At 68.4% G+C, this 24,192-nt stretch carries 19 protein-coding genes; 9 read left to right on the top strand and 10 right to left on the bottom strand.

Going from position 1 to position 24,192, the window contains the following annotated elements; translation table 11 throughout:
• The first annotated feature begins 424 nt into the window (after window positions 1–424).
• Together rlmKL and SZ55_RS12495 are read left to right on the top strand one after the other, a co-directional pair.
• Window positions 425–2,611, top strand: a complete 2,187-nt coding sequence (rlmKL, locus tag SZ55_RS12500; protein WP_044406113.1) for a bifunctional 23S rRNA (guanine(2069)-N(7))-methyltransferase RlmK/23S rRNA (guanine(2445)-N(2))-methyltransferase RlmL — start codon at window positions 425–427, stop codon at window positions 2,609–2,611.
• 126 nt (window positions 2,612–2,737) lie between these two features.
• Window positions 2,738–5,497 carry a diguanylate cyclase gene (locus tag SZ55_RS12495; protein ID WP_044406110.1) on the top strand — a complete coding sequence of 920 codons (2,760 nt, stop codon included), beginning with the start codon at window positions 2,738–2,740 and terminating at the stop codon, window positions 5,495–5,497.
• A 31-nt stretch (window positions 5,498–5,528) separates the two neighbouring features.
• Here the strand turns inward: SZ55_RS12495 and dacB are convergent, their stop codons facing one another.
• Window positions 5,529–6,977 carry a D-alanyl-D-alanine carboxypeptidase/D-alanyl-D-alanine endopeptidase gene (gene dacB, locus SZ55_RS12490; RefSeq protein WP_044406212.1) on the bottom strand — a complete coding sequence of 483 codons (1,449 nt, stop codon included), beginning with the start codon at window positions 6,975–6,977 and terminating at the stop codon, window positions 5,529–5,531.
• 193 nt (window positions 6,978–7,170) lie between these two features.
• Between dacB and SZ55_RS12485 the strand changes: the two genes are divergently transcribed.
• Complete coding sequence (locus SZ55_RS12485; protein WP_044406107.1) at window positions 7,171–7,512, top strand: YggL family protein; 342 nt, start codon at window positions 7,171–7,173, stop codon at window positions 7,510–7,512.
• Between the two features lie 71 nt (window positions 7,513–7,583).
• On the opposite strand, the gene SZ55_RS12480 is transcribed toward SZ55_RS12485, so the two are convergent.
• Entirely contained in the window at window positions 7,584–10,547 is a 2,964-nt protein-coding gene (locus SZ55_RS12480) for an HD domain-containing phosphohydrolase (protein ID WP_044406104.1), read from the bottom strand.
• Window positions 10,548–10,943: 396 nt separating this feature from the next.
• Between SZ55_RS12480 and SZ55_RS12475 the strand changes: the two genes are divergently transcribed.
• A complete protein-coding gene (locus SZ55_RS12475; protein WP_044406209.1) occupies window positions 10,944–11,585 on the top strand; it encodes a response regulator transcription factor in 642 nt (213 codons plus the stop codon).
• Between the two features lie 46 nt (window positions 11,586–11,631).
• Here the strand turns inward: SZ55_RS12475 and SZ55_RS12470 are convergent, their stop codons facing one another.
• From SZ55_RS12470 to SZ55_RS12445, 6 genes are all read right to left on the bottom strand, one after another.
• Window positions 11,632–12,756: an FUSC family protein gene (locus SZ55_RS12470; RefSeq protein ID WP_044406102.1), complete on the bottom strand. Its 1,125-nt coding sequence runs from the start codon at window positions 12,754–12,756 to the stop codon at window positions 11,632–11,634.
• A 9-nt stretch (window positions 12,757–12,765) separates the two neighbouring features.
• Window positions 12,766–14,097 carry a deoxyguanosinetriphosphate triphosphohydrolase gene (locus SZ55_RS12465; protein ID WP_044406099.1) on the bottom strand — a complete coding sequence of 444 codons (1,332 nt, stop codon included), beginning with the start codon at window positions 14,095–14,097 and terminating at the stop codon, window positions 12,766–12,768.
• A 103-nt stretch (window positions 14,098–14,200) separates the two neighbouring features.
• A complete protein-coding gene (locus tag SZ55_RS12460) occupies window positions 14,201–15,364 on the bottom strand; it encodes an EAL domain-containing protein (RefSeq protein ID WP_044406095.1) in 1,164 nt (387 codons plus the stop codon).
• 109 nt (window positions 15,365–15,473) lie between these two features.
• The gene (locus tag SZ55_RS28410; protein ID WP_044406092.1) at window positions 15,474–15,809 is read right to left on the bottom strand and encodes a hypothetical protein; all 336 of its coding nucleotides are present in this window, start codon (window positions 15,807–15,809) and stop codon (window positions 15,474–15,476) included.
• The gene (locus tag SZ55_RS12450; RefSeq protein WP_044406089.1) at window positions 15,806–16,195 is read right to left on the bottom strand and encodes a phage holin family protein; all 390 of its coding nucleotides are present in this window, start codon (window positions 16,193–16,195) and stop codon (window positions 15,806–15,808) included. Before SZ55_RS12450 ends, SZ55_RS28410 begins: the two co-directional genes overlap by 4 nt.
• A 1-nt stretch (window position 16,196) precedes the next feature.
• Window positions 16,197–16,511, bottom strand: coding sequence for a DUF883 family protein (locus SZ55_RS12445; RefSeq protein ID WP_044406086.1), 315 nt, complete (start codon window positions 16,509–16,511; stop codon window positions 16,197–16,199).
• Window positions 16,512–16,880: 369 nt separating this feature from the next.
• Here SZ55_RS12445 and SZ55_RS12440 point away from each other — a divergent pair, with 369 nt between their 5' ends.
• The gene (locus SZ55_RS12440) at window positions 16,881–18,089 is read left to right on the top strand and encodes an ammonium transporter (protein WP_044406083.1); all 1,209 of its coding nucleotides are present in this window, start codon (window positions 16,881–16,883) and stop codon (window positions 18,087–18,089) included.
• A gap of 377 nt (window positions 18,090–18,466) precedes the next feature.
• On the opposite strand, the gene SZ55_RS12435 is transcribed toward SZ55_RS12440, so the two are convergent.
• Complete coding sequence (locus SZ55_RS12435) at window positions 18,467–19,153, bottom strand: pentapeptide repeat-containing protein (RefSeq protein ID WP_044406080.1); 687 nt, start codon at window positions 19,151–19,153, stop codon at window positions 18,467–18,469.
• Between the two features lie 53 nt (window positions 19,154–19,206).
• Entirely contained in the window at window positions 19,207–21,072 is a 1,866-nt protein-coding gene (exaA, locus tag SZ55_RS12430; protein ID WP_044406077.1) for a quinoprotein ethanol dehydrogenase, read from the bottom strand.
• Between the two features lie 308 nt (window positions 21,073–21,380).
• Here exaA and pedF point away from each other — a divergent pair, with 308 nt between their 5' ends.
• From pedF to SZ55_RS12410, 4 genes are all read left to right on the top strand, one after another.
• On the top strand, window positions 21,381–21,821 hold the full coding sequence (gene pedF / locus SZ55_RS12425; protein ID WP_044406073.1) for a cytochrome c-550 PedF: 441 nt from the start codon (window positions 21,381–21,383) through the stop codon (window positions 21,819–21,821).
• Window positions 21,822–21,824: 3 nt separating this feature from the next.
• Window positions 21,825–22,574 carry a quinoprotein dehydrogenase-associated SoxYZ-like carrier gene (locus SZ55_RS12420; protein ID WP_082078220.1) on the top strand — a complete coding sequence of 250 codons (750 nt, stop codon included), beginning with the start codon at window positions 21,825–21,827 and terminating at the stop codon, window positions 22,572–22,574.
• An 80-nt stretch (window positions 22,575–22,654) separates the two neighbouring features.
• On the top strand, window positions 22,655–23,587 hold the full coding sequence (locus SZ55_RS12415) for a quinoprotein relay system zinc metallohydrolase 1 (protein ID WP_044406203.1): 933 nt from the start codon (window positions 22,655–22,657) through the stop codon (window positions 23,585–23,587).
• 109 nt (window positions 23,588–23,696) lie between these two features.
• On the top strand, window positions 23,697–24,192 hold a 496-nt coding region (locus SZ55_RS12410), incomplete at its 3' end, for an aldehyde dehydrogenase family protein (protein ID WP_044406070.1).

Raw genomic sequence — 24,192 nt, 5'->3', positions numbered from 1 at the left:
TAGCCCTCATTTGTTGACTGTTATGTCCCATGGCCCGGGTGCCGGGCCCGGCAGGTCTGGCCTGCCTTCGGGGAGGCGCTGCCGGCGTGGCGCTCCCCTCGTCCGCTGCCGTTGCGGTAGCGGATTAAGCTGTGTTCTAACCCTTGCTCCGGGGCATTGGAATGATCGTTTTGTCATAAGGACGTAACGAACATGGGCTCCGGACCATAAGCCGGAGGGGCTGTTTTTCGCCCCTCGGCGCCCTGTGCCCCCTGTGGCGCGGCCTTGCGCGAAGTTGATGTCGAGGTGCCATGAAGGCCTCGCGCTTGAGAATGAGAATTCTCCAATCCGACGAAGGGACGTTCTGCGACCTTCAGTCACATAATTCTTTGAGGTGTGGAGACATTTCCGCGCCGTTGATCAGCCGAAAGGCATTGGAACTAGCATGTCGGACCGTTACGAACTCTTCCTCACCTGCCCGAAAAGCCTGGAAGGGCTGTTGCTGGAGGAAGCCAGCCAGCTCGGCCTGGAGGAGCCCCGCGAGCAGGTCGCTGCTATTCGTGGCCAAGGCAGCCTGGAAACGGCCTATCGGCTGTGCCTCTGGTCGCGCCTGGCAAACCGCGTGCTGCTGGTGCTCGCGCGCTTCCCGGTGAGCAATGCCGACGACCTCTACGAGGGCGTCAAGGCCGTGGACTGGCATGACCACCTGGCCGCCGACGGCAGCCTGGCGGTGGAGTTCAGCGGCCACGGCGCTGGCATCGACAACACCCACTTCGGTGCCCTCAAGGTGAAGGACGCCGTGGTCGACCGCCTGCGCACCAGCACCGGCCAGCGCCCCTCGGTGGACAAGCAGAACCCCGACGTGCGCCTGCACCTGCGCCTGGAGAAGGGCGAGGCGATCCTCTCCCTCGACCTCGCCGGTCACAGCCTGCACCAGCGCGGCTACCGCCTGCAGCAGGGCGCGGCGCCGCTGAAGGAGAACCTCGCCTCGGCGATCCTGATCCGCGCCGGCTGGCCGCGCATCGCTGCCGAGGGCGGCGCCTTGGCCGACCCCATGTGCGGTGTCGGCACCTTCCTGGTGGAGGCGGCGATGATGGCCGCCGACGTCGCCCCCAACCTCAAGCGCGAGCGCTGGGGCTTCTCCAACTGGCTCGGCCACGTACCGGCGATCTGGCGCAAGCTGCACGACGAGGCCCAGGCCCGTGCCGACGCCGGCCTGGCCCGCCCGCCGCTGTGGATCCGTGGCTACGAGGCCGACCCCCGGCTGATCCAGCCGGCCCGCAACAACATCGAGCGTGCCGGGCTGGGCGCCTGGGTGAAGATCTACCAGGGCGAACTGGCCACCTTCGAACCGCGCCCGGACCAGAACCAGAAGGGCCTGGTCATCAGCAACCCGCCCTACGGCGAACGCCTCGGTGACGAAGCCAGCCTGCTCTACCTCTACCAGAACCTCGGCGAGCGCCTGCGCCAGGCCTGCATGGGCTGGGAAGCCGCGGTATTCACCGGCGCGCCCGAGCTGGGCAAGCGCATGGGCATCCGCAGCCACAAGCAGTACGCCTTCTGGAACGGCGCGCTGCCCTGCAAGCTGCTGCTGATCAAGGTGCTGCCCGAGCAGTTCGTCACCGGCTCGCGCCGCCAGGATTCCACCGCCGAGGCAGAGCCGGGCGTGGCCCCGGCCGCAGAGCCGGCACGCCTGTCCGAGGGCGGGCAGATGTTCGCCAACCGCCTGCAGAAGAACCTCAAGCAGCTGGGCAAGTGGGCGCGCAAGGAAGGCATCCAGTGCTACCGCCTGTATGACGCCGACATGCCCGAGTACGCCCTGGCCGTCGACCTCTATGGTGACTGGGTGCACGTGCAGGAATACGCCCCGCCGCGCTCCATTGACCCGGAGAAGGCCCAGGCCCGCCTGCTGGACGCCCTTGCGGCGATTCCCCAGGCCCTGCAGATCGACCCGTCCCGCGTGGTGGTCAAGCGCCGCGAACGGCAGACCGGCACCCGCCAGTACGAGCGCCAGGGCGCCGAAGGGCGCTTCATGGAGGTGAACGAAGGTGGCGTGAAGCTGCTGGTCAACCTCACCGACTACCTGGACACCGGCCTGTTCCTCGACCACCGTCCCATGCGCCTGCGCATCCAGCGCGAGGCCGCGGGCAAGCGCTTCCTCAACCTGTTCTGCTACACCGCCACCGCCACCGTGCATGCCGCCAAGGGCGGTGCCCGCAGCACCACCAGCGTCGACCTCTCCAAGACCTACCTGGACTGGGCGCGGCGCAACCTCTCGCTGAACGGCTTCTCCGACAAGCAACGGCTGCAGCAGGGCGACGTGATGGCCTGGCTGGAGGAGGATCGCGGCGAGTACGACCTGATCTTCATCGACCCGCCGACCTTCTCCAACTCCAAGCGCATGGAAGGGGTGTTCGACGTCCAGCGCGACCATGTGCACCTGCTCGACCTGGCCATGGCCCGCCTGGCGCCTGGCGGGGTGCTCTACTTCTCCAACAACTTCCGCAAGTTCCAGCTGGATGAAGCCCTGGGCGCCCGTTACCAGGTCAGCGAGATCAGCGCCGAAACCATCGACCCGGACTTCGCCCGCAACGGCAAGATCCACCGAGCCTGGCGCCTGACCGCCCGTTGAGCACCGTCCGTCCCCGCCCGTAAGGGCGGGGCGGAACTTTTCCCGACGGCGCTAGGCAAAATGCCAGCATCCCGCTAGGTTTGTGATCACAGGGACGTCTTTTCCATCACGAACCGAGGCTCGAGCATGGCTACGCCTGCCCAGTCAATCACGTCCCTTTCCTTTCCGGCAGGCAACCGCGGTCTGCTCCTGCTCATCTGCGCACTGGTGATCGGTATCGGCCTGGGGTTCACCATCCTGCTTGGTCGAGCCGTGCACGACTCCGAGGAGCACCAGCTGCGGGAGCGCTTCGCCCAGGTCGCCAACGAGCGCATCAGCCGGGTCGAGGAGCGCCTCAACGGGCAGCTCAAGGAGCTGGATGCGCTGCAGCGTTTCGTCGCCAACTCGCCCCGCCTCGACCTGCAGCGCTACCGGCGCTTCGTCGAGCCGATGCTGCTGGACACGCTGGCGTACTACTGGGTACCGCGGGTGGACGCCGGCCAGCGTGACCGCTACGAGAGCACGGCGCGCCACGAGGGGCTGGCGGATTTCCGCATCCATGACCTGGAAGGGGCCAGCCCCGCCCGCGACTACTACCTGCCGCTCTTCTATGGAGCGGCCCGCCGCGACAGTGCGCTGCCCATCGGCCTGGACATGCGCGCCTTGCCCGAGCGCCAGGCCTTGTTGAACAAGGCCGAGGCGGAGCGGCAGGTGACGGTGTCCGGCCTGGTCCGGGTCTATGGCATGCCGGACAACATCCACGAAGGCGTCCTGCTTGCGGCCCCGGTGCTGGGCAGGGCCGAGGAGCCGCTGCCCGGCTTCGTCGTCGCCATCGTCAGCCTGCGCCAGGAGCTGGAAGACGGCCTGCCGAGCGAGATGCTCGCCAACCTGCCCACGCGGCTCGACGACGTCACCGATCCGGCGCGCCCGCAGCGCCTCTACCAGAGCCCTTCCGTCGCCGACGACAGCGAGCTGGTGCTGGAGCGTACCCTGGCTTTCGGCGACCGGACCTACCGCCTGGAGGTCCGCCCCAGTCCGGCATTCCTCGCTGACAACCGCACCACCTCCTGGCACCTGGTGCTGGGAACCGGCATCGCCCTCAGCCTGATGCTGGGCGGCTACGTCCTGCTGCTCATCAGCCAGCGCCAGCGGGCCCTGCGCCTGGTGGCCGAGCGCACCGCCGAGCTGCGCCAGCGCGAACTGCAGCTCAAGCTCAGCGAGGAGCGCTGGAGCTTCGCCCTGGACGGCGCCGGCCACGGCGTCTGGGACTGGGAGCCGGACAGCGGGCGGATGTTCTTCTCTCCGGCCTGGAAGACCATGCTCGGCTACCTGCCCGGCGAGCTGGAGGACAGCCTAGACACCGCGCTCGGGCTGCGTCACCCCGATGACCTGCAGGGCTCGCGGGAGGCGCTGCGGCGCTACCTGAACGGCGAGGTCGACGTCTACCGCAGCGAGCACCGCATGCGTCGCAAGGACGGCAGCTGGGCCTGGGTGCTGGAGCGCGGCCAGGTGGTGGAGATCAATGACGATGGCTCGCCGCTGCGGCTGATCGGCACCCAGACCGACATCAGCGAGAGCAAGGCGGTGGAGCTGCAACTGGCCCTGGCCAACGGCAACCTGCGCAGCCTGCTGGACGCGGCGACCGAGGTGTCGATCATCGCCACCGACCTGGAGGGCTACATCCTCCAGTACAACGCTGGTGCCGAGCGCATGTTCGGCTACAGCGCCGAGGAGATGCTCGGCACCCGTCCCCGCACCCTGCATCTGGAAAGCGAGGTGCGCGAACGCTGCGCGGCCTTGGCCCAGCGCCTCGGCCGCCCGGTGTCCGACTTCCACCGCTATGTGGTGGAGGTGACCGCCGGGCGCTGCTACGACGAACACGAGTGGACCTACGTGCGCAAGGACGGCAGCCAACTGATCGGCAACCTGATCCTCACCGAGGTGCGCAACGAGGCGGGCGAGTTGATCGGCTTCCTCGGCATTTCCACCGACATCACCGAGCGCAAGCGCGTGCAGCAGGCCCTGGAGGAGCGCGACCGCCTGCTGGAGAAGCTCAGCGCGCGGGTACCGGGGGCGATCTACCAGTACCAGCTGATGCCCGACGGCTCCAGCCGTTTCCCTTATGTCAGCGCCGGCATCCACGACCTGGTGGAGATGAACGCGCCCGAGGTCCGGCAGGATGGCGAGCGGGTGTTCCAGCGTGTGCACCCGGAAGACCTCGAACGGGTGCAGGGCAGCATCCTCGCCTCCGCCCAGACCCTGGAAACCTGGCGCGAGGACTTCCGCGTGCTCCTGCCGCAGAAGGGCGTGCGCTGGCTGCGCGGCGAATCGGTGCCCGAGCGCATGCCCGACGGCAGCGTGCTCTGGCATGGCTACATCTCCGACATCACCGGCCACAAGCTGGTGGAGCAGGAGCTGCGCACCCTGTCCATCACCGACGCGCTCACCGGCGTCTACAACCGCCGGCACTTCCAGGAGCGCCTGGAGGTGGAGATCGCCCGCGCCCAGCGCAGCGAAGGGCCGCTGTCGGTGCTGATGTTCGACATCGACCACTTCAAGCAGGTCAACGACCGCTTCGGCCACGAAGCCGGCGACCGGGTGCTCAAGGCCATCTGCCAGCGGGTCGGCGAGCGGCTGCGGCGCATCGACGTGTTCTGCCGCCTGGGGGGCGAGGAATTCATCGTCATCTGCCCCAACACCGGCGAGTCCCAGGTCCAGGTCCTGGCCGATGCGCTGTGGAACACGCTGTCGAAGGAGGCGTTGCCGGAGGTGGGTGTGGTCACTGCCAGCTTCGGGCTGGCCTGCTGGCGGGAGGGGGAGCTGGCCGACGACCTGCTGCGGCGGGTCGACGAGGCGGTCTACGCCGCCAAGCAGGCCGGACGCAACCGCGTCTGCGTCGCGGCCTGAATGCGGCTCCGGGCGGGGCCGCCATTCAACTTCAGCGGGCGCCGCCCTTGGACTGGTGCAGGTCCAGCAGCACCTGATCGAGGATCGACGAGGCACCCCAGGGGCGCGGGTCGTTGAGGATCGCCACCACGGCCCAGGTGTTGCCCGCGCCGTCGCGGCTGAAGCCGGCAATGGCCCGTACGGTATTCAGCGTCCCGGTCTTGATGTGGGCTTCGCCGGCCATGGGGGTGCGACGCAGGCGCTTGCGCATGGTGCCGTCCATCGCCACCAGCGGCAGCGAGGCGATGTACTCGGCGGCGTAGGGGCTCTGCCAGGCCGCATGGAGGATGGTGGCCATCTCCCGCGCGCTGACCCGCTCGTTGCGCGACAGGCCCGAGCCGTTCTCCATCACCAGGTGCGGGGCGGTGATGCCCTTCTGTGCCAGCCACTTGCGGATGACCCGTTGCGCCGCCTTGGCGTCGTCACCATCGGCGTCGGTGCGGAACTGCGCGCCGATGCTGAGGAACAGCTGCTGGGCCATGGTGTTGTTGCTGTACTTGTTGATGTCCCGAATGATCTCCACCAGGTCCGGGGAGAAGGCGCGGGCCAGCAGCTTGGCGTCCTTGGGCACGTCGGCCTGGCGGTCCTTGCCGAGGATCGAGCCGCCCAGCTCCTTCCAGATGGCGCGCACGGCACCGGCGGCGTAGGCCGGGTGGTCGAGGATCGACAGGTAGGTCTGGGCGCTGCAGCCTTCCGGCAACTGGCCGGTGGCGATCACCGTGGTGCCGTCGAACTGGGTCACCGGGTTGTAGCGCACGTCGGGGAAGGCGGGGCAGGGCGCGGCCTTGGTCACCTTGATCTGGTTGTCCAGGCGGATGCTCTCGATGGGCGGCTCGGCCGCCAGGCTCACGCGGCCCCCATCGGCACGGGCGACGAAGCGCAGGGCCTTGAGGTTGACCAGCAGCGAATCCGGACCCACCAGGAAGGGCTTGTTGTCGTCGCCGCCGTCGTCGTTGAACGCCGGCAGCTGCGGGTGGACGAAGCGGCTGCGGTCCAGCACCAGGTCACCGGTGACCTTCAGCACGCCGTTGGCGCGCAGGTCGCGCATCATCAGCCACAGCTTCTCCATGTTCAGCTTCGGGTCGCCACCGCCCTTGAGGTAGAGGTTGCCGTTGAGCACCCCGTCCTTGAGCGTGCCGTCGGTGTAGAACTCGGTCTTCCACTGGTAGGTAGGGCCCAGCAGCTCCAGGGCGGCGTAGGTGGTGATCAGCTTCATGGTGGAGGCCGGGTTCACCGACACGTCCGCATTGAAGATGGTCTGGGCGCCCGGGCCGGTCAGCGGCAGGGTCACCAGCGACAGGGAGGAGGGGGCGATCTTGTTCTTCTTCAGGGCCTGCTGGACCTTCGGCGTGAGGGTCGCATTGACCTGGACGGCCTGGGCCGGCAGGGCGAGGGGCAGGAGCAGGCCGGCGAAGGCGAGTGGGCGAAGGGTCTTGAACAGGGACATCAACGACGATCCTCCAGGCGGAGGCGGACAACGGGGTCATGCATGGCTGGGTGTTCCCGCGGTGGTTTGGGGAAAATGCGCGCATTATGCCGCAAGCGACCGCCGGGCGCAGGGCCCCATGCGGCACGGGCCAAGCGGCGCCGAACCTGCTAGAGTGCGCGCCTTGAAAACCTCTGAGGACTGCCTGATGGCCAAGAACCGCTCCCGTCGCCTGCGTAAGAAGCTCTGTGTGGATGAATTCCAGGAGCTGGGCTGCGAACTCAGCCTGACCTACAAGGAAGGCCTGGACCTCAACGCGCTGCAGGACTTCCTGGATGCCTTCATCGTCGAAGCCATCGATGGCAACGGCCTGGGCTACGTCGGTGGCGAAGACTACGGCTTCGTCTGCCTGGCCAAGCGTGGCTCGGTCAACGAAGAGCAGCGCACCGCCCTGGAAGCCTGGCTCAAGGGCCGCAGCGAACTGGCCGAGTTCAACCTCAGCCCGCTGGTCGACGTGTGGTACCCCGAGAACGCGATCAACGCCCAGTAAGCAGTTGACGTGACTCGGAAAAAAGGCGCCCCAGGGCGCCTTTTTTCATGCTCGCAGGAAGGCCGCAGTGGCTATGACGGGTTCTCCGTCACCCCCGCCCGCTGCAGCAGCTGTGCCTCGTCCACCGCATCCACCTGCTCGGGCCGCAGGAAGCGTTCGGCATAGTCCCGGTACACGCCGCTGCGGATGAACAGCCCGAACAGCTCGGTGTCGATGTGCGCGCCCTTGCACATGCCGGCCATGATCCCCAGCGCCTCTGAGAGGGTCTTGCCCTTCTTGTAGGGGCGGTCCACGGCGGTCAGCGCCTCGAAGATGTCGGCGATGGCCATCATCCGCGCCGGCAGGCTCATCTGCTCGCGGGCCAGGCGCTTGGGATAGCCGGTGCCGTCCATCTTCTCGTGGTGCCCGCCAGCGATCTCCGCCACGTTCTTCAGGTGCGGCGGGAAGGGCAGGCGGCTGAGCATCAGGATGGTCTGCACGATGTGGTGGTTGATGATGTAGCGCTCCTCCGCCGTCAGCGTCCCGCGTGCGATGGCGAGGTTGTGCAGTTCGCCCCGGTTGAACTTGTGTTCCGGCACGTCGAGGCGGAATCCCCACGGATTGTCCGCCGCCATGCGCTCGCCCTCGGGGCGCTCCAGCAGGTGCTCGGGACGGTCCGCCAGCAGCGGCTCCTCCGCCGGCAGGGGGCGTGGCGGCGTGCGGGCCTGGCGCTGGGCCTCTTCCCAGGACACGCCCAGGCGGTCGTCCAGGGTGCGCAGCCAGGTGCGCCCGGCAATGGCGTGCAGCCGCTGCTGGTCCGCCTCGGCCATGAACTCCCCGCCCAGGTTGCAGCGGGCGATGAAGGCAAATTCGTCATCCAGGGTGGCCAGCAACGCGTCCCGCTGCGCCGCCAGCACAGCCTCATCGGCTCCTTCTGTACGGGCCCGCCAGTAGGTGATCCAGGCATCGCGCTTGAGCACCTCGAAGCGCATCCGCACTTCATGGATGCGGTCGTAGAGGGTTTCCAGCTTGGTGGCCTTGTCCACCACGTATTCGGGGGTGGTCACCTTGCCGCAGTCGTGCAGCCAGGCGGCGATATGCAGGGCCTCCCAGTCCTCGTCGCTGGGGTTGTAGTCGCGGAAGGGGCCGTCGTCGCTCTCGGCGGCCGCACGGGCCAGGGCCAGGGTGATCTCCGGGACCCGTTGGCAGTGGCCGCCGGTGTAGGGGCTCTTGGCGTCGATGGCGCCGGCGATCAGCTGGATGAACGCATCCAGCAGCTGCTTCTGCCGTTCCAGCAGGCGCTGGCTTTCGATGCACAGCGCCGCCACGCCGGACAGGGCCTCGACGAAGGCGATGCGTTCCGGCCACAGCATGGCGGGGTTGGCCTCGCCGCCGGTGTCGCGCTGCAGCAGCACCAGCAAGCCGATGGTGTCGCCCTGGCGGTTGTGCAGGCCGGTGCCCATCAGGTGGGCGCGCGGCGTGCCCAGGGCGTTCAGCAGCGGCCCCAGTTCGCCAGCCTGGTCGTAGCCGAGCGACTGGGCGAGGGTCGCGCCGCCGTTGGCGGGCTGGCGGATCCAGGCGGGGAGGGCGGGGTCGTTCATGTCCCGTGCGGCCAGGCCGAGCTCCGAGGGCTGCCGCTGCTGGCCGTCGAGGAACAGGGCCTGGGGTTCGAGCCGCCCCTGTTCGGCGTCCAGCAGGTAGAGGATGCCGCCGGCGGATTCGCTGATCTCCACGGTCTCGTCGAGGACCCGGCTCAGCAACGCATCGAAGCGCTTTTCCGCCGAGAGGGTGGCAGTGATGTCGAGGAAGCTGCCCAGGGTGACCTTCATCTTCTCCATCGCCACGGCCAACTGGTCCACCTCCAGCACCGGGGAGCGGCCGAGCGCGGGCACATCGAAGTCGAAGCGACGGATGGCCTCGGCTTCCACCACCAGCGCCCGCAGGGGCTTCACCAGGATGCGTGAGAGCAGCCAGCCGACCGGGATGCACAGGATGAGGATGACCAGGGTGAGCACACCGCCCTGCCAGCGGATGCGGTAGGCATCGGCCAGCAGCTCGTCCTCGGGGGCCAGCAGGGCCAGGTAGAGCCCCTTGGGGCCGCCGGCCTGCAGGTGCTGGCGGGAAACCACCCATTGCCGTCCCGCCAGTTTCAGGGTGGTGCGCAGGTCGTCTTGCTCGCTGCGGTCGAGCAGCGCGGCGATGGCCGGGTCCAGGTCGCGGGCCATGGTCAGGCGCGGCTTGTCGTCGATGCGGGTGATCAGGCGCGTGCTGTCGGGGTAGGCCACTGCCTCGCCACTGGGCGCGAACAGCACTACCTGGGTGCCGGGGGTGACCCGGTGCGCCGCCAGGGTGGCGGAGAGGTCGGCCAGGGTCAGGTCGGCGCCGATCACCGAATCCTCGCCCGCCGGCAGGGCCAGGGTGGTGCCCACCGCGCCGCTGGAGAAGAACACATAGGGCGCGGTGGCGATGTGGCCACCCTGCTCCAGGGCGGTGTTGAACCAGGGGCGGCTGCGTGGATCGTAGCGCTCGTTGAGGTCCTGCCGACGGCTGATCACCGTCAGGTTGTCGTCGAGGAAGATCGACTCGGACTGCGCGCGGGACAGGTTGTTGCGCTCGATGCTCCAGACCTGGAAGGCCGCGCCAGGCGGGGCATCGAAGCGCTTCTTCAGGGCTTCGGTGCGCAGCGGGCGGACCATGAGGAAGTCACCGTCGTCGTACCCCTGGTAGAGGGCGGCCAGCTTGGGGTGGTCGCGCAGGGCCTGGACGAAGGGCCTGAGCAGGCGTTCCTGGCGCTGCCAGGCGGGGTCCTGTGCGCTGCCTGGCGTCAGGGCCATCAGGTTGAGCAGGGTGTCGATGGGGCGGTAGGTGCCCTCCAGGTCCGCCTCCACCTGCTGGCTGATTTTCCCGAACAGCGCGTCGCTGCTGGACAGGATGATCTGCGTGGCCTGCCGGTAGTTGAAGACCCCGAGGATCACCCCGGAGATCAGCAGGAGCAGCGTGAACAGCAGGCTGATGTGGACATGCAACGGAAATCGACGTTCGAGCGACCTTGGCATTGCCGAAGCTCCTGATCCCTGTTTGGGGCGCGCTTGCAGCATAGATGAGGCCTGGGCAAGGCGCCGGGGCCGTCGCGGAATAGACCGCTCTGCCTGGGCAGTGACGGCTGCCGGGGGATATGGCCGAACGGGGAAGCACAGGCGGAGTGATCGCGCATCTGCTTCCAGTGGTAGCGAGAGCTGGGAATGAGAGGGGAAAAGACGGGTTTGGGCCCTGATGCTGCGGTTAGAAGGTAGGACTAATCCTAAGGTTCTGACAGCTACGTCCTTAATCCCTGCGATCCACCCCATCGACGCTCGACAGGCCTCCCCTCATCTCTATCTTGGCGAAACCCGTACACCCTCAAGGGAGATAAAAAGGTGAGCAAATTGGTAGACCTGGATGAGTTCCTGCGCATGGGCAGCGAAGCACCGAGCAAGGTGCTGATCGTCGACGACCACCCCGTGATCCGACTGGCCGTGCGCCTGCTGCTCAACCGCGAGGGGTATGAAGTGATCGCCGAGACCGACAACGGCGTCGATGCCATCGCCCTGGCCCGCGAACACGTGCCGGACCTCATCATCCTCGACATCGGCATCCCCAAGCTCGGTGGCCTCGACGTCATCGCCCGCCTCAGTTCGCTGGAGCTGCCGCTGCGCATCCTCGTGCTGACCGGGCAGAACCCCAGCCACTACGCCGCCCGCTGCATGCAGGCCGGCGCTGCCGGTTTCGTCTGCAAGGAAGGCGACCTGGGCGAACTGGCTTCTTCCGTGCGCGCGGTGCTCTCGGGCTACAGCTACTTCCCCAGCGACGTGATCCGTTCCGGCAAGCGCCAGGTCGGTGTCCCCGACGAGCAGGAGCTGATCAGCCGCCTCTCCGACCGCGAGCTGGTGGTGCTCAAGTACCTGGCCAATGGCTACAGCAACAAGCGCATCGCCGACGAGATGTTCATCAGCAACAAGACCGTCAGTACCTACAAGTCCCGCCTGCTGCTCAAGCTCAACGCCCGCTCGCTGATCGAGTTGGTGGAGTTCGCCAATCGCAACGCGCTCGTCTGAGCGCATCACAACCCCGTAGGCGTCGGGATCGGCGACGCTGCGGGGGTCAGTCGCGCAGGGGCTCGGTGACGGGCTCCGCCAGCGGGGCCGGTCCAGCCGCCCCAAGCGTTTCCTCTCCCTCCACGTCTGCCTCTGCCGGTGCCTGTGGCGTCCAGCGCAGCCGTGCGCGGTGCGCGCCGTAGGCCACCAGCAGCGCCAGGGCGGCACCCAGGAGGCTGTTGTAGAGGCGCACCTCCGGCAGGTGCCAGTCGTGGGCCAGGCTCTCGGCCAGCAGCACGAAGCACAGCGTGGTCTGCGCCACGAACAGGCCGTAGTGCTGGGCGATGAAGGCACGGCTGAGCACGATCAGCGGCAGCATCGCCGCCACCAGCCAACCCGGGCTTTCCAGCCAGTGACCGAACAGGATCAGCGCCAGCGCCGCCGCCAGGCTGCCGAGGCTGCGCTGGATGGCCCGCACCAGGCTGCCGTCCAGCTCCATCTGCAACGTCGTCACCACCGTCAGCGTCAGCCAGTAGCCTCGCGGCAGGCCGCTGAGGTTGGCCGCCAGGCCCGCCAGGGCCACCGCCAGGGTGCAGGCCAGGGCGTGGATCCACCACAGCCGCTGCGGCAGGCGCCCGGCGTGCCGGCCGAACACCTTGATGAACCCGCCCAGGCGCGGCAGCACCGGCCACAGGCGCAGGCCGTGGGCGCCCCGCAGGAAGAACGCCAGCAGCATCACCCACAGCCCGCCGATGGCGAACAGCGCCCCCACCGCCAGGCCGTTGTGCAGGTTGCCGCTGCCGGCCTGGCCCTGGCCGAGGCACAGGCACACCGCCAGCCCGACCCCCAGCTTGCCCAGCTCCGTGCCGTAGCGCTGCAGCACCGCCAGCAGGAAGCCCCACAGGGCGAAGGTGCCGAGGCTGGCCAGGGGATGGCTGGCGGCCCAGAAGCCGATGCCTGCGCTGAGGGCGCCGAGCAGCGTGAGCAGCAGCATGCGCAGCATGCCGAAGCGGTGCATCGGGTTGGCCAGCGCCGCCTGGAAGGCCCCGGTGGCGGCCCAGAGGAAGCCCGTGTGCGCGGTGAACAGGCCGAGCAGCAGCGGCAGGCCGCAGCCCAGGCCGGCAATGGCCGCCGGGCCCCAGGCCGGAGGGCCGGCGTGCCAGTGGAAGCTCTGCCTGATCGCCTGACGCACGGAGGCTCCCTAGACCGGGCTCGAACGGCCGGTCATCTCCCGGGCCATCTCGGTGGCGTAGCTGTCGGTCATGCCGGAGATGAAATCCAGCACCCGCAGGAAGGAGCGGTACAGCGGCCAGCCCGGATTGGGCGCGTTGTTGCCCAGCAGGTCGAGGATGCGCCGGTTCTTGAACGACGGCGTGCGCCCGCCGTGCTGCTCCAGCGCTGCGCCGCAGAAAGCGTTGAGGAGGATTTCCAGGGTGGTGTAGGCGCCGATCTCGTGCAGCGTCTTGCGCTTGTCCTGGAAGATGCGTTCGCGGGCGATGGCCTTGGCGCGCAGCACGCAACGCTTGGCCGGGCCGTCCATGTGCTCCACCAGGTCGCCGTGCAGGGTGCCGGCGAGCAGGGCGTCCTGCTGTTCGACGAAGGCCCGCGCGGCGGCGTTGGTCAGGTGCTCGATGGCCTTGCCACGCAGGATCGCCAGCTTGCGCCGGCGCGAGTCGTGGGGGCCCAACTGGCGGTAGGTTTCCGGCAGGTCGTCGCCCACCAGGCCCAGCAGCACGGCCTCCACCTCGGCGTAGTCCAGCAGCTCCATCTCCAGGCCGTCTTCCAGGTCGATGAGGGCGTAGCAGATGTCGTCGGCCGCCTCCATCAGGTAGACCAGCGGGTGGCGCGCCCAGCGCTGCGGTTCCAGCTGCGGCATGCCGAGCTTCTGGGTGATCTGCTCCATCAGCGGCAGTTCGCTCTGGTAGCAGCCGAACTTGTGCTTCTTGTAGCCCAGCGCCTCGGCGTGCTGCGAGGTCCAGGGGTACTTGAGGTACGCGCCGAGGGTGGCGTAGGTCAGGCGCGTGCCGCCGTCGAACTGGTGGTACTCCAGCTGGGTGAGCACGCGAAAGCCCTGGGCATTGCCCTCGAAACTGAGGAAGTCGGCGCGCTCGACGTCGCTCATCGCATCCAGCCAGCCGCGCCCGGCCGCCTGCTGGAACCAGTGGCGGATGGCGTCCTCGCCGGAGTGGCCGAACGGCGGGTTGCCGATGTCGTGGGCCAGGCAGGCGGACTGCACGATCACCCCCAGGTCCGAGGGTTCGCACCAATCCGGCAGCGCCTCGCGCAGCACCTCGCCCACGCGCATGCCCAGGGAGCGGCCGACGCAGCCCACCTCCAGGGAATGGGTCAGGCGGGTGTGGATGTGGTCGTTGCTGGAGACCGGGTGCACCTGGGTCTTGCGGCCCAGGCGGCGGAAGGCGCCGGAGAAGATGATGCGGTCGTGATCCTTGTGGAACGGGCTGCGGCCCAGCTCCTCGGTGCTGTGCACCGGCTTGCCGAGCCGTTCCCGGGTAAGCAGTGTCTGCCAGTCCAATGCCTGTCCTCGCCTTCAGTGGCTCAATGGGAGGCTAGCTTCCCGGTTAAGCCCGGGCGAGGCAAGTGGACCTTGGGACGGCCGCGGGAGTTCCGCGCCTGGCTCAGAGCCCGGCGGCGTCGATGTCCACCAGCAGCAGGCGGCGGCCGTTGTCGATGAACTGGCCAGCGGTCAGGCAGTACTGGTTGGTGGTGGCGTCGCGGTAGGTGGTGGAGAGCGTCAGGCGACGCTCCTCCCAGCCCTCGGCCAGCAACTGGTAGAAGTACGGCCGCCAGGACCAGTTATGGCCCTGGTAGCGGGCGTCCTCCCGCCACACGCCCTGGTGCCATTCCAGGTTGGGGGTCAGCTGGGTGCCGGTGCGGTCGCACTGGTAGATGCGCAGCAGCCAGGGGAACTCGGCGGGGTTCGGCAGCGCCTGGTGGCTGCCGCCGGCCTCGGCCCAGGTCTTCAGCTGGTTCATCAGGCGGTTCAGCTGCTGGCGCATGTCCATCAACTGCGAGCGCTCGGCCAGCTTGCGTTTCACGTAGCGATCGCGCAGCTCGGCGAAGCGCGCGACGAAGGCATCCGCCGGGAAGAACGCCAGGTGCGGCGCGGCGAACAGGTAGCCCTGCACGTAGCGGGCGCCGCACTCCAGGGCGAAGTCCAGCTCGGCCTCGGTCTCCACGCCCTCGGCGATGATCCAGCAGCCGGTCTTCTCCGCCATCTGCGCCAGCGCCTTCACTACCTCGCCGCTCGGCCCGCCCCGGGCAGCGGCCTGGAACAGTTGCATGTCCAGCTTGAGGATGTCCGGCTGCAACGCCAGCACCCGGTCGAGCTGCGAATAGCCCGCGCCGAAATCATCGATGGCGATGCGTGCACCGGCCTCGCGGTAGCGCGCCACCACGTCCGGCAGGCGCTGGCTGGCGCCGCCCAGTTCGGTGATCTCGAAGACGATGCGCTCGGGGCTCACCCCGTTGCGCTGCAGCTGCTTGAGGCTGGGCAGGGCCTGGCCGGGGCGCAGCCGGCTGATCCAGCGGGGCGAGATGTTGAGGCTGAGGAACCAGTCGGCCGGTGCTTCGTGCAGGCGGCGCAGGGCGTCCTCGCGGATCTCCCGGTCCAGCCGGCGCAGGGCGGCGGGCGGGATGCGCGGGTCGACGAACAGCGGGCCCACCGAACGCAGGGTAGCGTCCTCCAGGCGCAGCCGCCCCAGGGCCTCGACCCCCGCGATCCGGCCGGTGGCGGTATCGATGAAGGGCTGGAAAGAGGCGAGTGGTTGCCCCTCGATCACGGGCGGCTCCTTGTTGTAATGACCCCAGGGTCCGCGCAAGCCAGCGCGGGAACGACGGGCGATGCCCGGACCGTTCCATTAGCAAGAACGTGGCCAGTTTGTCCGACGATCAGGGGCGGGGCGGGCGGTCCACGGCCTGGCTGTGTTGCTTCCACAGGGCGCCCAGCAGCGGTAGCAGGGTGCCACCCAGCCGGACCCAGCGCGCCAGCGAGCCGCCGCGGGCCGCGAAGAAACCCAGCGCGGCGATGCCGGCAATGCCCCAGAGTGGTGCGTGCCCCTGGCCCAGGGGATGTTGCAGGCCTTGCGCCAGGCCCTTCACCCGGCGCAGGGGCCGGGTGATCACCTGGGCTTCGTGGCGGATCTCCTGGCGGTGCATCTCCAGGCGCAGGCGGACCAGCGCCTTGCGCAGTTCACGGCGGGAGGAGGGCAGGGGCGGCTGGGTCATGGCAGCAGGCGCTCGCGGTCAAGGGCCAGCTCTTCGAGGGTGCCGGCGAAGGGGGAGGCTTCGTCGTCCACGGCCTGCTTCAGGCGCCAGGCGCAGTAGACGGTGAGCAGCCCGTAGAACAGGCAGAGCCCACCGATGGCCTGCAGGCGCCAGGCGTCCCAGCACAGCACCAGGACCAGCGCCGACAGGCTCATCAGCAGCAGCAGGGCGAAGACCAGCGCCAGCCCGGCGAACAGCAGCAGGCGCAGGCTGTTGGCCTTCTGCTCCTGCAGCTCGATGCCGAACAGCTCCACATGGCTGTGCAGCAGCCCCAGCACGGCCGCACCGAGGCGGCGCGGCGACGGGCCGGGCTCGCCGGCCTCGGGGTTGGGCGCGTCCGCCTGCATGTCAGCGACGGTTGGCCAGCAGGCCGAGCAGGAAGCCGACCCCGGCGGCGAGGCCGATGGTCTGCCACGGGTGCTCCTGCACGTAGCCCTCGGTGGCGGCGACGGCGGCCTTGCCCTTGTCCACCAGGCGTTCTTCCGCGAGGTTCAGGGTTTCCCGGGCGCGCTTGAGGGAATCGTGGATCTGCAGGCGGAGGTCCTCGGCCTGCTCGCCGGCCAGGCTCGCGGTGTGCTGCAGCAGTTTCTCGGTGTCGCCGACGAGGGCCTGGAATTCGGCGATCAGGTCATCCTGGGCGCGGGAGGCGTTGTTGCGGGGCATGGCGGTTCTCCTTGAAAGGCTCAGGGGTTCTGAGTCCTGCCTGGCGCAAAGGGTTCAGGGGAAATTTGCCCGGCCGTCCGCCAACACCCGCCGTGCCTTGGTATGCGGCTTGCTTTGCCCTGGTGCGCCCGGCTGGAAAACGCCCCGTTATCGAGCGGCAAGGCGGCCTGCCAAGGTGCATGCTTGATTGTTCAAGCGACTGATAAATAAAGAAAAAGTCATGAGTCAGCTGATGCTTCACACTGCCTTTCGCCCCGTTGCGGGGCATCGCCAGGGAGCGGTCCCCGGTGGGGTGGCATCAGTCTGGTGCGCTGTGATGGTGCTGTGACCTTTCTTGGTGCCCTTTCACTGCCGGAGAGCCCTCTCTCGATGGAAAACCTCAACAGCGCCGTGCAAACCCTGATCCACGGCTCCAATACCCTGTTCATCCTGATGGGTGCGGTCATGGTCCTGGCCATGCACGCCGGCTTCGCCTTCCTCGAAGTCGGCACCGTGCGGCAGAAGAACCAGGTCAACGCCCTGTCGAAGATCCTCTCGGACTTCGCCGTCTCCACCCTGGCCTACTTCTTCATCGGCTACTGGGTGGCCTACGGGGTCAACTTCCTGCAGCCGGCCGCCGTCCTGGCGGAGGACCACGGCTACGCGCTGGTGAAGTTCTTCTTCCTGCTGACCTTCGCCGCCGCCATCCCCGCGATCATCTCCGGCGGCATCGCCGAGCGTGCCAAGTTCGGCCCGCAGCTGTGCGCCACCGCGCTGATCGTCGCCTTCGTCTACCCCTTCTTCGAAGGGCTGATCTGGAACGGCAACTTCGGCCTGCAGGACTGGCTGAAAGCCAGTTTCGGCGCCAGCTTCCATGACTTCGCCGGCTCGGTGGTGGTGCATGCCGTGGGCGGCTGGCTGGCCTTCGGCGCGGTGGTGCTGCTGGGCCGCCGCGATGGCCGCTACCGTGATGGCCGGCTGATCGCCTTCGCCCCGTCGAACATCCCGTTCCTGGCCCTCGGCTCGTGGATCCTCATCGTCGGCTGGTTCGGCTTCAACGTCATGAGCGCCCAGACCTTGCAGGGCGTCAGCGGCCTGGTGGCGGTCAACTCGCTGATGGCCATGGTGGGCGGCACGGCGGCCTCGCTGCTGGTGGGCCGCAACGACCCCGGCTTCCTGCACAACGGGCCGCTGGCCGGCCTGGTGGCGGTGTGCGCCGGCTCCGACCTGATGCACCCGGTGGGCGCCCTGGCCACCGGCGCCATCGCCGGTGGGTTGTTCGTCTGGGCCTTCACCGCCACCCAGGTGAAATGGAAGATCGACGACGTCCTCGGCGTCTGGCCACTGCACGGCCTGTGCGGCGCCTGGGGCGGCATTGCCTGCGGCCTCTTCGGCCAGCAGGCCCTGGGCGGCCTCGGCGGCGTCAGCCTCGCCAGCCAGTTCATCGGCACCGCGCTGGGCCTGGTGGTGGCGCTGGTGGGGGGCTTCGCCGTGTATGGCCTGCTGAAGAAGACCCTGGGCATCCGCCTCAGCCAGGAGCAGGAGTATTACGGCGCCGACCTGTCGATCCACCGCATCGGCGCGACCAGCCAGGATTGACCCCGGCAGCGGGCACGGAGAGGCGCACCTGTGCGCCTCTTTTCGTTTGCGGGGCGCTCCGCCCGTAGCCTGGGCTTCAGCCCAGGGGGCGGTGCAGGCCATTCCCGGACTGAAGTCCGGGCTACAGGGGCGCTCAGGTGGCGCAGGGGGATCGCACTCCACCGTTCCACTCCCGCCGCCGTATCGGGCGCCTCGGATTGATGCGGTTCGCACAGCTCACCGCATCCTAGGGCTGCTCGGTTCGTAGGATGGGCTGAGCTGTGCGAAGCCCATCGTTGCGGGCTGTGTGCTTAACCGATCCACCGAATTGCTGGTGTATCCGGACATAAAAAAGGGGCCATCCCTGGCCCCTTGCAGAAACGCGTGTGGGCTGCCGGTTACTTCTCCCAATCCTGGGGGCAGGCGGTGCAGCCTTCCATGTTCACGCCCTGGAACGAGGCGTAGTGCTGGCGGGTGCCGCTGAGGTCGGCGTTCTCCAGGTTGGCGTCGGCGAGCTTGGCCTCCTGCAGGTTGGCGTCGTTGAGGCGGGCGCCCTTGAGGTCGGCGCGGCTGAGGAAGGTCATCTCCAGGTCGGCCGCCTGCAGGTTCACGTCGTGCAGCTTGGCGCCGGAGAGGCGGGCGAATTCCAGGTAGGCACCGGTCAGGTCGGCCCCCTTGAACTGCGCGCCCTGGCCGAACAGGCCCCAGCCCTGGACGGCCATCAGGTGCGCATCGCTGAGGTCGGCCAGGCGCAGGTTGGTCTGCTGCAGGCTGGCGCGGGTGAGGTTGGCGCCCACCAGCCGGGCCTTCTCCAGGTTGGCCAGGTCGAGGTTGGCGTGGCGCAGGTTGGCACCGGCCAGGTTGGCCCCGGACAGGTCGATGCGGCGCAGGTCCAGGTTGCTCAGGTCGGCGTTGGCCAGGTTGGCCCCCGGGCAGTGGGCGCCGGGTTCCAGGCGGCAACCGTCGATCACGCGCACGGCGTCGGCATCGCTGTCGTCGGTGGCGGGCTGGGTGGGTTCGGGCTGGGCCCAGGCGAGGCCGAAGACCAGCATGAGCAGGGGAAGGAACATGGGCAGGTAGTTCATGGCAGCTCCCGGAACGAGAACCGGCGCACCCGAGGGCGCGCCGGTGAGGATGGTCAGCGGCTGGCGGTCTTGTTGTCCCAGCTGGGCAGCTTGAACACCCAGAAGGAACCGCCCTGGGCGACCGGCTTGGTCAGCTCGGCCATGTCGCCGCCCCACAGGGGTACGGCACCGCCGTAGCCGACGGTCACGCCGATGTACTGCTCGCCATCCTGTTCCCAGGTGATGGGCGGGGAGACGATCCCGCTGCCGGTCTGGAATTTCCACAGCTCCTTGCCGGTCTTCGCATCGAAGGCCTTGAGGAAGCCGTCACCGGTGCCGGTGAACACCAGGTTGCCCTTGGTGGCCAGCACGCCGGCCCACAGCGGCAGGTGCTCGTTGTGCTCCCACACCACCTTGCCGGTGGTCGGGTCCATGGCGCGCAGGCTGCCGACGTGGTCGTCGTACATGCGCTTGATGCGGAAGCCCATGCCCAGGTAGGCGGAGCCCTTCTTGTAGTTCACCTCCTCGGTCCAGTAGTCCTCCTTCCAGTTGTTGGCCGGCACGTAGAACAGGCCGGTGTCCTGGCTGTAGGCCATCGGGTTCCAGTTCTTGCCGCCGAGGAAGGGCGGGGAGACTTCCACCGGCTTGCCGTGCTTCTGGCCCGGCTCAGGCAGCGGCGGACGCTGGCCTTCGTTCTCCACCGGGCGGCCGGTCTTCAGGTCGATGTGGCTGGCCCAGGTGATGTTGTCGACGAAGGGGAAGGCGTTCTGCAGCTTGCCGTTGGTGCGGTCCACCACATAGAAGAAGCCGTTGCGGTCGGCGTGGGCGGTGGCCTTCACGGTCTTGCCGTCCTTGCCCTTGTAGTCGAACAGCACCAGCTCGTTGTTGCCGGAGAAGTCCCAGGCGTCGTTCGGGGTGTGCTGGTAGAACCACTTCACCTCGCCGGTGCTCGGGTCCACGCCCACCTGGCCGGAGGTGTAGAGGCTGTCGTAGTCATGGGGGTTGCCGCCCTTGGCGGTGCGTGCCCAGGTGTTCCAGGGGCCGGGGTTGCCGGCGCCGACGATGATGGTGTTGGTCTCGGCGTCGAAGCTGGCGCTCTGCCAGGGGGCGCCGCCGCCGTGGCTCCAGGCTTCCACCTTGCCGGTGGGGGAGTCCTTGTCGTCCGGCCAGGAGGGGGCCTTCACATCGCCGGTGGGGGTGCTGTCCTTGCCGTTCAGACGGCCCATGTGGCCCTCGACGAAGGGGCGCATCCAGACTTCCTCGCCGGTGTCCGGGTCGCGGGCGAACAGCTGGCCGACCACGCCGAATTCGTCACCGGAGCTGCCGTGGATCAGCAGCACCTTGCCGGTCTTCTGGTCCTTGATGAGGGTCGGCGCGCCGGTCATGGTGTAGCCCGCCGTGTGGTCGCCGAACTTCTTGTTCCACACCACCTTGCCGGTGTCCTTGTTCAGCGCCACCAGGCGGCCGTCCAGGGTGCCGAAGAAGATCTTGTCGCCGAAGATGGCGGCGCCCCGGTTGACCACGTCGCAGCACGGGCGGATGTCGGCCGGCAGGCGGTGGTTGTAGACCCACAGGCGCTTGCCGGTCTTGGCGTCCAGCGCGAACACGCGGGAATAGGAAGCGGTGACGTAGATCACCCCGTCACTGACGATGGCCTGGGACTCCTGGCCGCGCTGCTTCTCGTCACCGAAGGAGAAGGACCAGGCCGGCACCAGCTTGAACACGTTCTTGTCGTTCACCTGGGCCAGGGGGCTCCAGCGCTGGGCATTGGTGCCCATGCCGTACTGCAGCACGTCCTTGACCGAGACATGGTCGTTGGCGATGTCTTCCCAGGTGACGTTCTTGGCGAAGGCAGCGCTGGTGGCAGCCAGGCCGCCGGCGAGGAGCAGACCCTTGACGGCGAGGGCCAGCGGGGAGTGGGGGAGCGATCTTGTTGTCATCTTTGTGGTTCCCGTGGTCGTTGAGGACCAGTGCGCCACCTGGCGTCCTGGCGTATCGCATAGTGGAAGCGACCCCCTTGCCGGGATACGGAAAAACTCCCGCGATGGCCGGGAAAAATTCCCAGTCCGGACATGACTTGGACTTGCTGCCAAAGCCTCCCCCGGCACCTCCCCGGGGCCTGCTACCAAGGGAGTAGGGCGCGCCCACCAAAGCAGCATTCGGGGCCCCTGGGGGCCTCCTTACCATCCTCGGCACCACGCTCCAGGCGAGCGTTGCCTTGCCCAGCATCTCGATGAGGATGGAAGTCATGCACAACAACAAGAACACCCTGCGCGGTCTGCTGCTGCTCGCCGGCATGGGCCTTTCCGGCCTGGCCCTGGCCCACGGCGACGTGGTGCCCCAGGCGGTGAACACCGAAGGCCTCGAGCCCCTGGGCAAGGAATGGCGCGAAACCAACCCCTACCGCGCCCCCTACGAGAAGAACGCCCTGGCGGTGGAGATCGGCGCCTCGGCCTACAACCAGAACTGCGCCCGCTGCCACGGCCTGGAAGCCAAGTCCGGCGGCATCGCCCCCGACCTGCGCTACCTGGAGACCGATGCCAGCGGTGACGAGTGGTTCAAGGAGCGGGTGATCAACGGCGCCGTTCGCGATGGGGCCGTGTACATGCCGAAGATGGCCGACTTCCTCAGCCAGGAAGCGCTCTGGGCCATCCGCTCCTACCTGGAAAGCGTCCACGTGGACGAGTGAGCCATGCGCCGCTGGCTGCCACTGGCCCTGGGGGTGTGCCTGAACGTCCAGGCCGCTCCCGATCCGGGCCCGGACCCGGTGCCCTCGGTGATGTGGGCCTACCACCACCAGCGCATCCTCGAAGGCGCCCCCTTCGTCTTCGACTCGCGCGTGGTGCTGCAGGCCCCGCCCTTCGCCGAGGACGCCCGGCAGGTGCCGATCCAGGTCGACGCCCGGGGGCTGCCCGGCCCGGTACGGCGGCTGGTGGCCTGGGCCGAGCTCAATCCCATCCCGCGGATCTTCGATTTTCGCCCCGGCGAGCGGGTGCTGCCGGTGGTGGCCGTGCGCATCCGTGTCGAGCAAGCTACCGCCGTGCGGGTTGCCGCGCTCACCGATGACGGTGTCTGGCATGTCGGCTCCGCCTGGGTCGACGCCGCCGGCGGTGGCTGCACCGCGCCCAGCGTGGTGCGCGCCCAACCGGGCTGGGAGCAGCGCCTCGGGCACATCCAGGGCGCCCGCTTCGCCCACGACGGCACAAGCCGCCTGCGCCTGCGCATCGACCACCCCATGGACAACGGCCTGGTCGGCGGCGTGCCCGAGTTCTTCCTCAACCAGGCCGAACTGCGCAGCCCCACGGGCGAGGTCCTCGCCAGCCTGGAACTGTTCCCCGCCGTCGCCGAGAACCCCACCCTCAGCCTGGAGACCCGCACCCCGGAGCCGACCCACCTGTGGCTGAGGGACAACAACGGCAACGAGTTCGAGGCCGACTTCTGAACCGTGCGCTCAAGGAGATAGACGTGCGCCATCACGAGCCCCATCCCCGCGAACCACGGCCCGTGGCCACCCGCCCGGCGATGGGCCTGCTGGTGCTGGTGTTCCTGATCCTGCTGCCGCTGCTGTCCCGTGCCGAGCCGGAATACCCCCTGGAACCCCGGCGCATCGCCGACGACACCTGGCTGCTGGAAGGCAGCACCGAGAACTTCAGCAGCGCCAACGGCGGCAACGTGGTCAATAGCGCCTTCATCGTCACCGATGCCGGCGTGGTGGTGATCGACACCGGCCCCTCGCGGCGCTACGGCGAAAGCCTGCGCCGCGCCATCGCCCGGGTTACCGAGCGCCCGGTGGTGCTGGTGTTCAACACCCACCACCATCCTGACCACGTGCTGGGCAACCAGGCCTTCGCCGATGTGCCCATCGCCGCACTGCCCGGCACCACCGAACTGCTGCGCCAGCAGGGCGACGCCATGGCCGAGAACATGTACCGCCTGGTGGGCGACTGGATGCGCGGCACCGAAGTGCGCCTGCCGGACCAGGTCGTGCAGGTGGGCACCCGCACCGTTGGCGGCCACCCGCTGCGCCTGCTGGCCCTGCGCGGCCACACCGGGGCCGACCTGGCCATCCTCGACGAGCGCACCGGCGTGCTGTTCGCCGGCGACCTGGTGTTCTACCAGCGTGCCCTCACCACCCCCAACAGCCCGGGGCTGGAGGTCTGGCTCGACGACCTGCGCCAGCTCCAGGCGCTGCCCTGGAAGCACCTGGTGCCCGGCCACGGGCCGGTCACCGAGGACGCCGCCGCCTTCGATCAGATGCGCGACTACCTGGGCTGGCTCGACGGCCTGCTGCGCGAGGGTGCCGCCCAGGGCGCGGACATGAACGAGCTGATCCGCGCGCCGATTCCCGAGCGCTTCGCCGCCGTCAGCCTCAGTCGCTTCGAACTGGTGCGCAGCGTCAGCCACCTCTACCCCCGCTACGAACAGGCCGTGCTGCAAGGCGCTACTACCAAATGAGGAGGCCACCGCACCCATGGGCGCATACCGATGGGGGCAGCGTGGCCACTAGCATCCACTCACCCCCTGGCCCGTATCGGCGCCAGGCCCCGTCAGGAGAGCCCATCGCATGCGTTACGCACAACCCGGCACCCCCGGCGCCGTCGTTTCCTTCAAGGACCGCTACGGCAACTACATCGGCGGCGAATTCGTGCCCCCGGTCAAAGGCCAGTACTTCACCAACACCTCCCCGGTGAACGGCCAGCCCATCGCCGAATTCCCCCGCTCCACCGCCGAAGACATCGACAAGGCCCTCGACGCCGCCCACGCCGCCGCCGATGCCTGGGGCCGCACCTCCGTGCAGGACCGCTCCAACGTCCTGCTGAAGATCGCCGACCGCATCGAACAGAACCTCGAAGTCCTCGCCGTCACCGAAACCTGGGACAACGGCAAGGCCGTGCGCGAAACCCTCAACGCCGACATCCCGCTCGCCGCCGACCACTTCCGCTACTTCGCCGGCTGCATCCGCGCCCAGGAAGGCGGCGCCGCCGAAATCAACGACGGCACCGTCGCCTACCACATCCACGAACCCCTCGGCGTGGTCGGCCAGATCATCCCCTGGAACT

The organism is Pseudomonas sp. FeS53a, from assembly GCF_000931385.1.
GTDB classification, from domain to species: Bacteria; Pseudomonadota; Gammaproteobacteria; order Pseudomonadales; family Pseudomonadaceae; genus Metapseudomonas; species Metapseudomonas otitidis.
The sequence above is the reverse complement of the archived record's forward strand: the minus strand, read 5'-3'. Positions and strand labels throughout refer to the sequence as shown.

Coding starts and splice junctions, on each gene's coding strand:
- rlmKL (WP_044406113.1), top strand. CDS start 425: ATGTCGGACCGTTACGAACTCTTCCTCACCTGCCCGAAAAGCCTGGAA.
- SZ55_RS12495 (WP_044406110.1), top strand. CDS start 2,738: ATGGCTACGCCTGCCCAGTCAATCACGTCCCTTTCCTTTCCGGCAGGC.
- SZ55_RS12485 (WP_044406107.1), top strand. CDS start 7,171: ATGGCCAAGAACCGCTCCCGTCGCCTGCGTAAGAAGCTCTGTGTGGAT.
- SZ55_RS12480 (WP_044406104.1), bottom strand. CDS start 10,547: ATGCCAAGGTCGCTCGAACGTCGATTTCCGTTGCATGTCCACATCAGC.
- SZ55_RS12475 (WP_044406209.1), top strand. CDS start 10,944: ATGGGCAGCGAAGCACCGAGCAAGGTGCTGATCGTCGACGACCACCCC.
- SZ55_RS28410 (WP_044406092.1), bottom strand. CDS start 15,809: ATGACCCAGCCGCCCCTGCCCTCCTCCCGCCGTGAACTGCGCAAGGCG.
- SZ55_RS12450 (WP_044406089.1), bottom strand. CDS start 16,195: ATGCAGGCGGACGCGCCCAACCCCGAGGCCGGCGAGCCCGGCCCGTCG.
- SZ55_RS12445 (WP_044406086.1), bottom strand. CDS start 16,511: ATGCCCCGCAACAACGCCTCCCGCGCCCAGGATGACCTGATCGCCGAA.
- SZ55_RS12440 (WP_044406083.1), top strand. CDS start 16,881: ATGGAAAACCTCAACAGCGCCGTGCAAACCCTGATCCACGGCTCCAAT.
- SZ55_RS12435 (WP_044406080.1), bottom strand. CDS start 19,153: ATGAACTACCTGCCCATGTTCCTTCCCCTGCTCATGCTGGTCTTCGGC.
- exaA (WP_044406077.1), bottom strand. CDS start 21,072: ATGACAACAAGATCGCTCCCCCACTCCCCGCTGGCCCTCGCCGTCAAG.
- pedF (WP_044406073.1), top strand. CDS start 21,381: ATGCACAACAACAAGAACACCCTGCGCGGTCTGCTGCTGCTCGCCGGC.
- SZ55_RS12420 (WP_082078220.1), top strand. CDS start 21,825: ATGCGCCGCTGGCTGCCACTGGCCCTGGGGGTGTGCCTGAACGTCCAG.
- SZ55_RS12415 (WP_044406203.1), top strand. CDS start 22,655: ATGGGCCTGCTGGTGCTGGTGTTCCTGATCCTGCTGCCGCTGCTGTCC.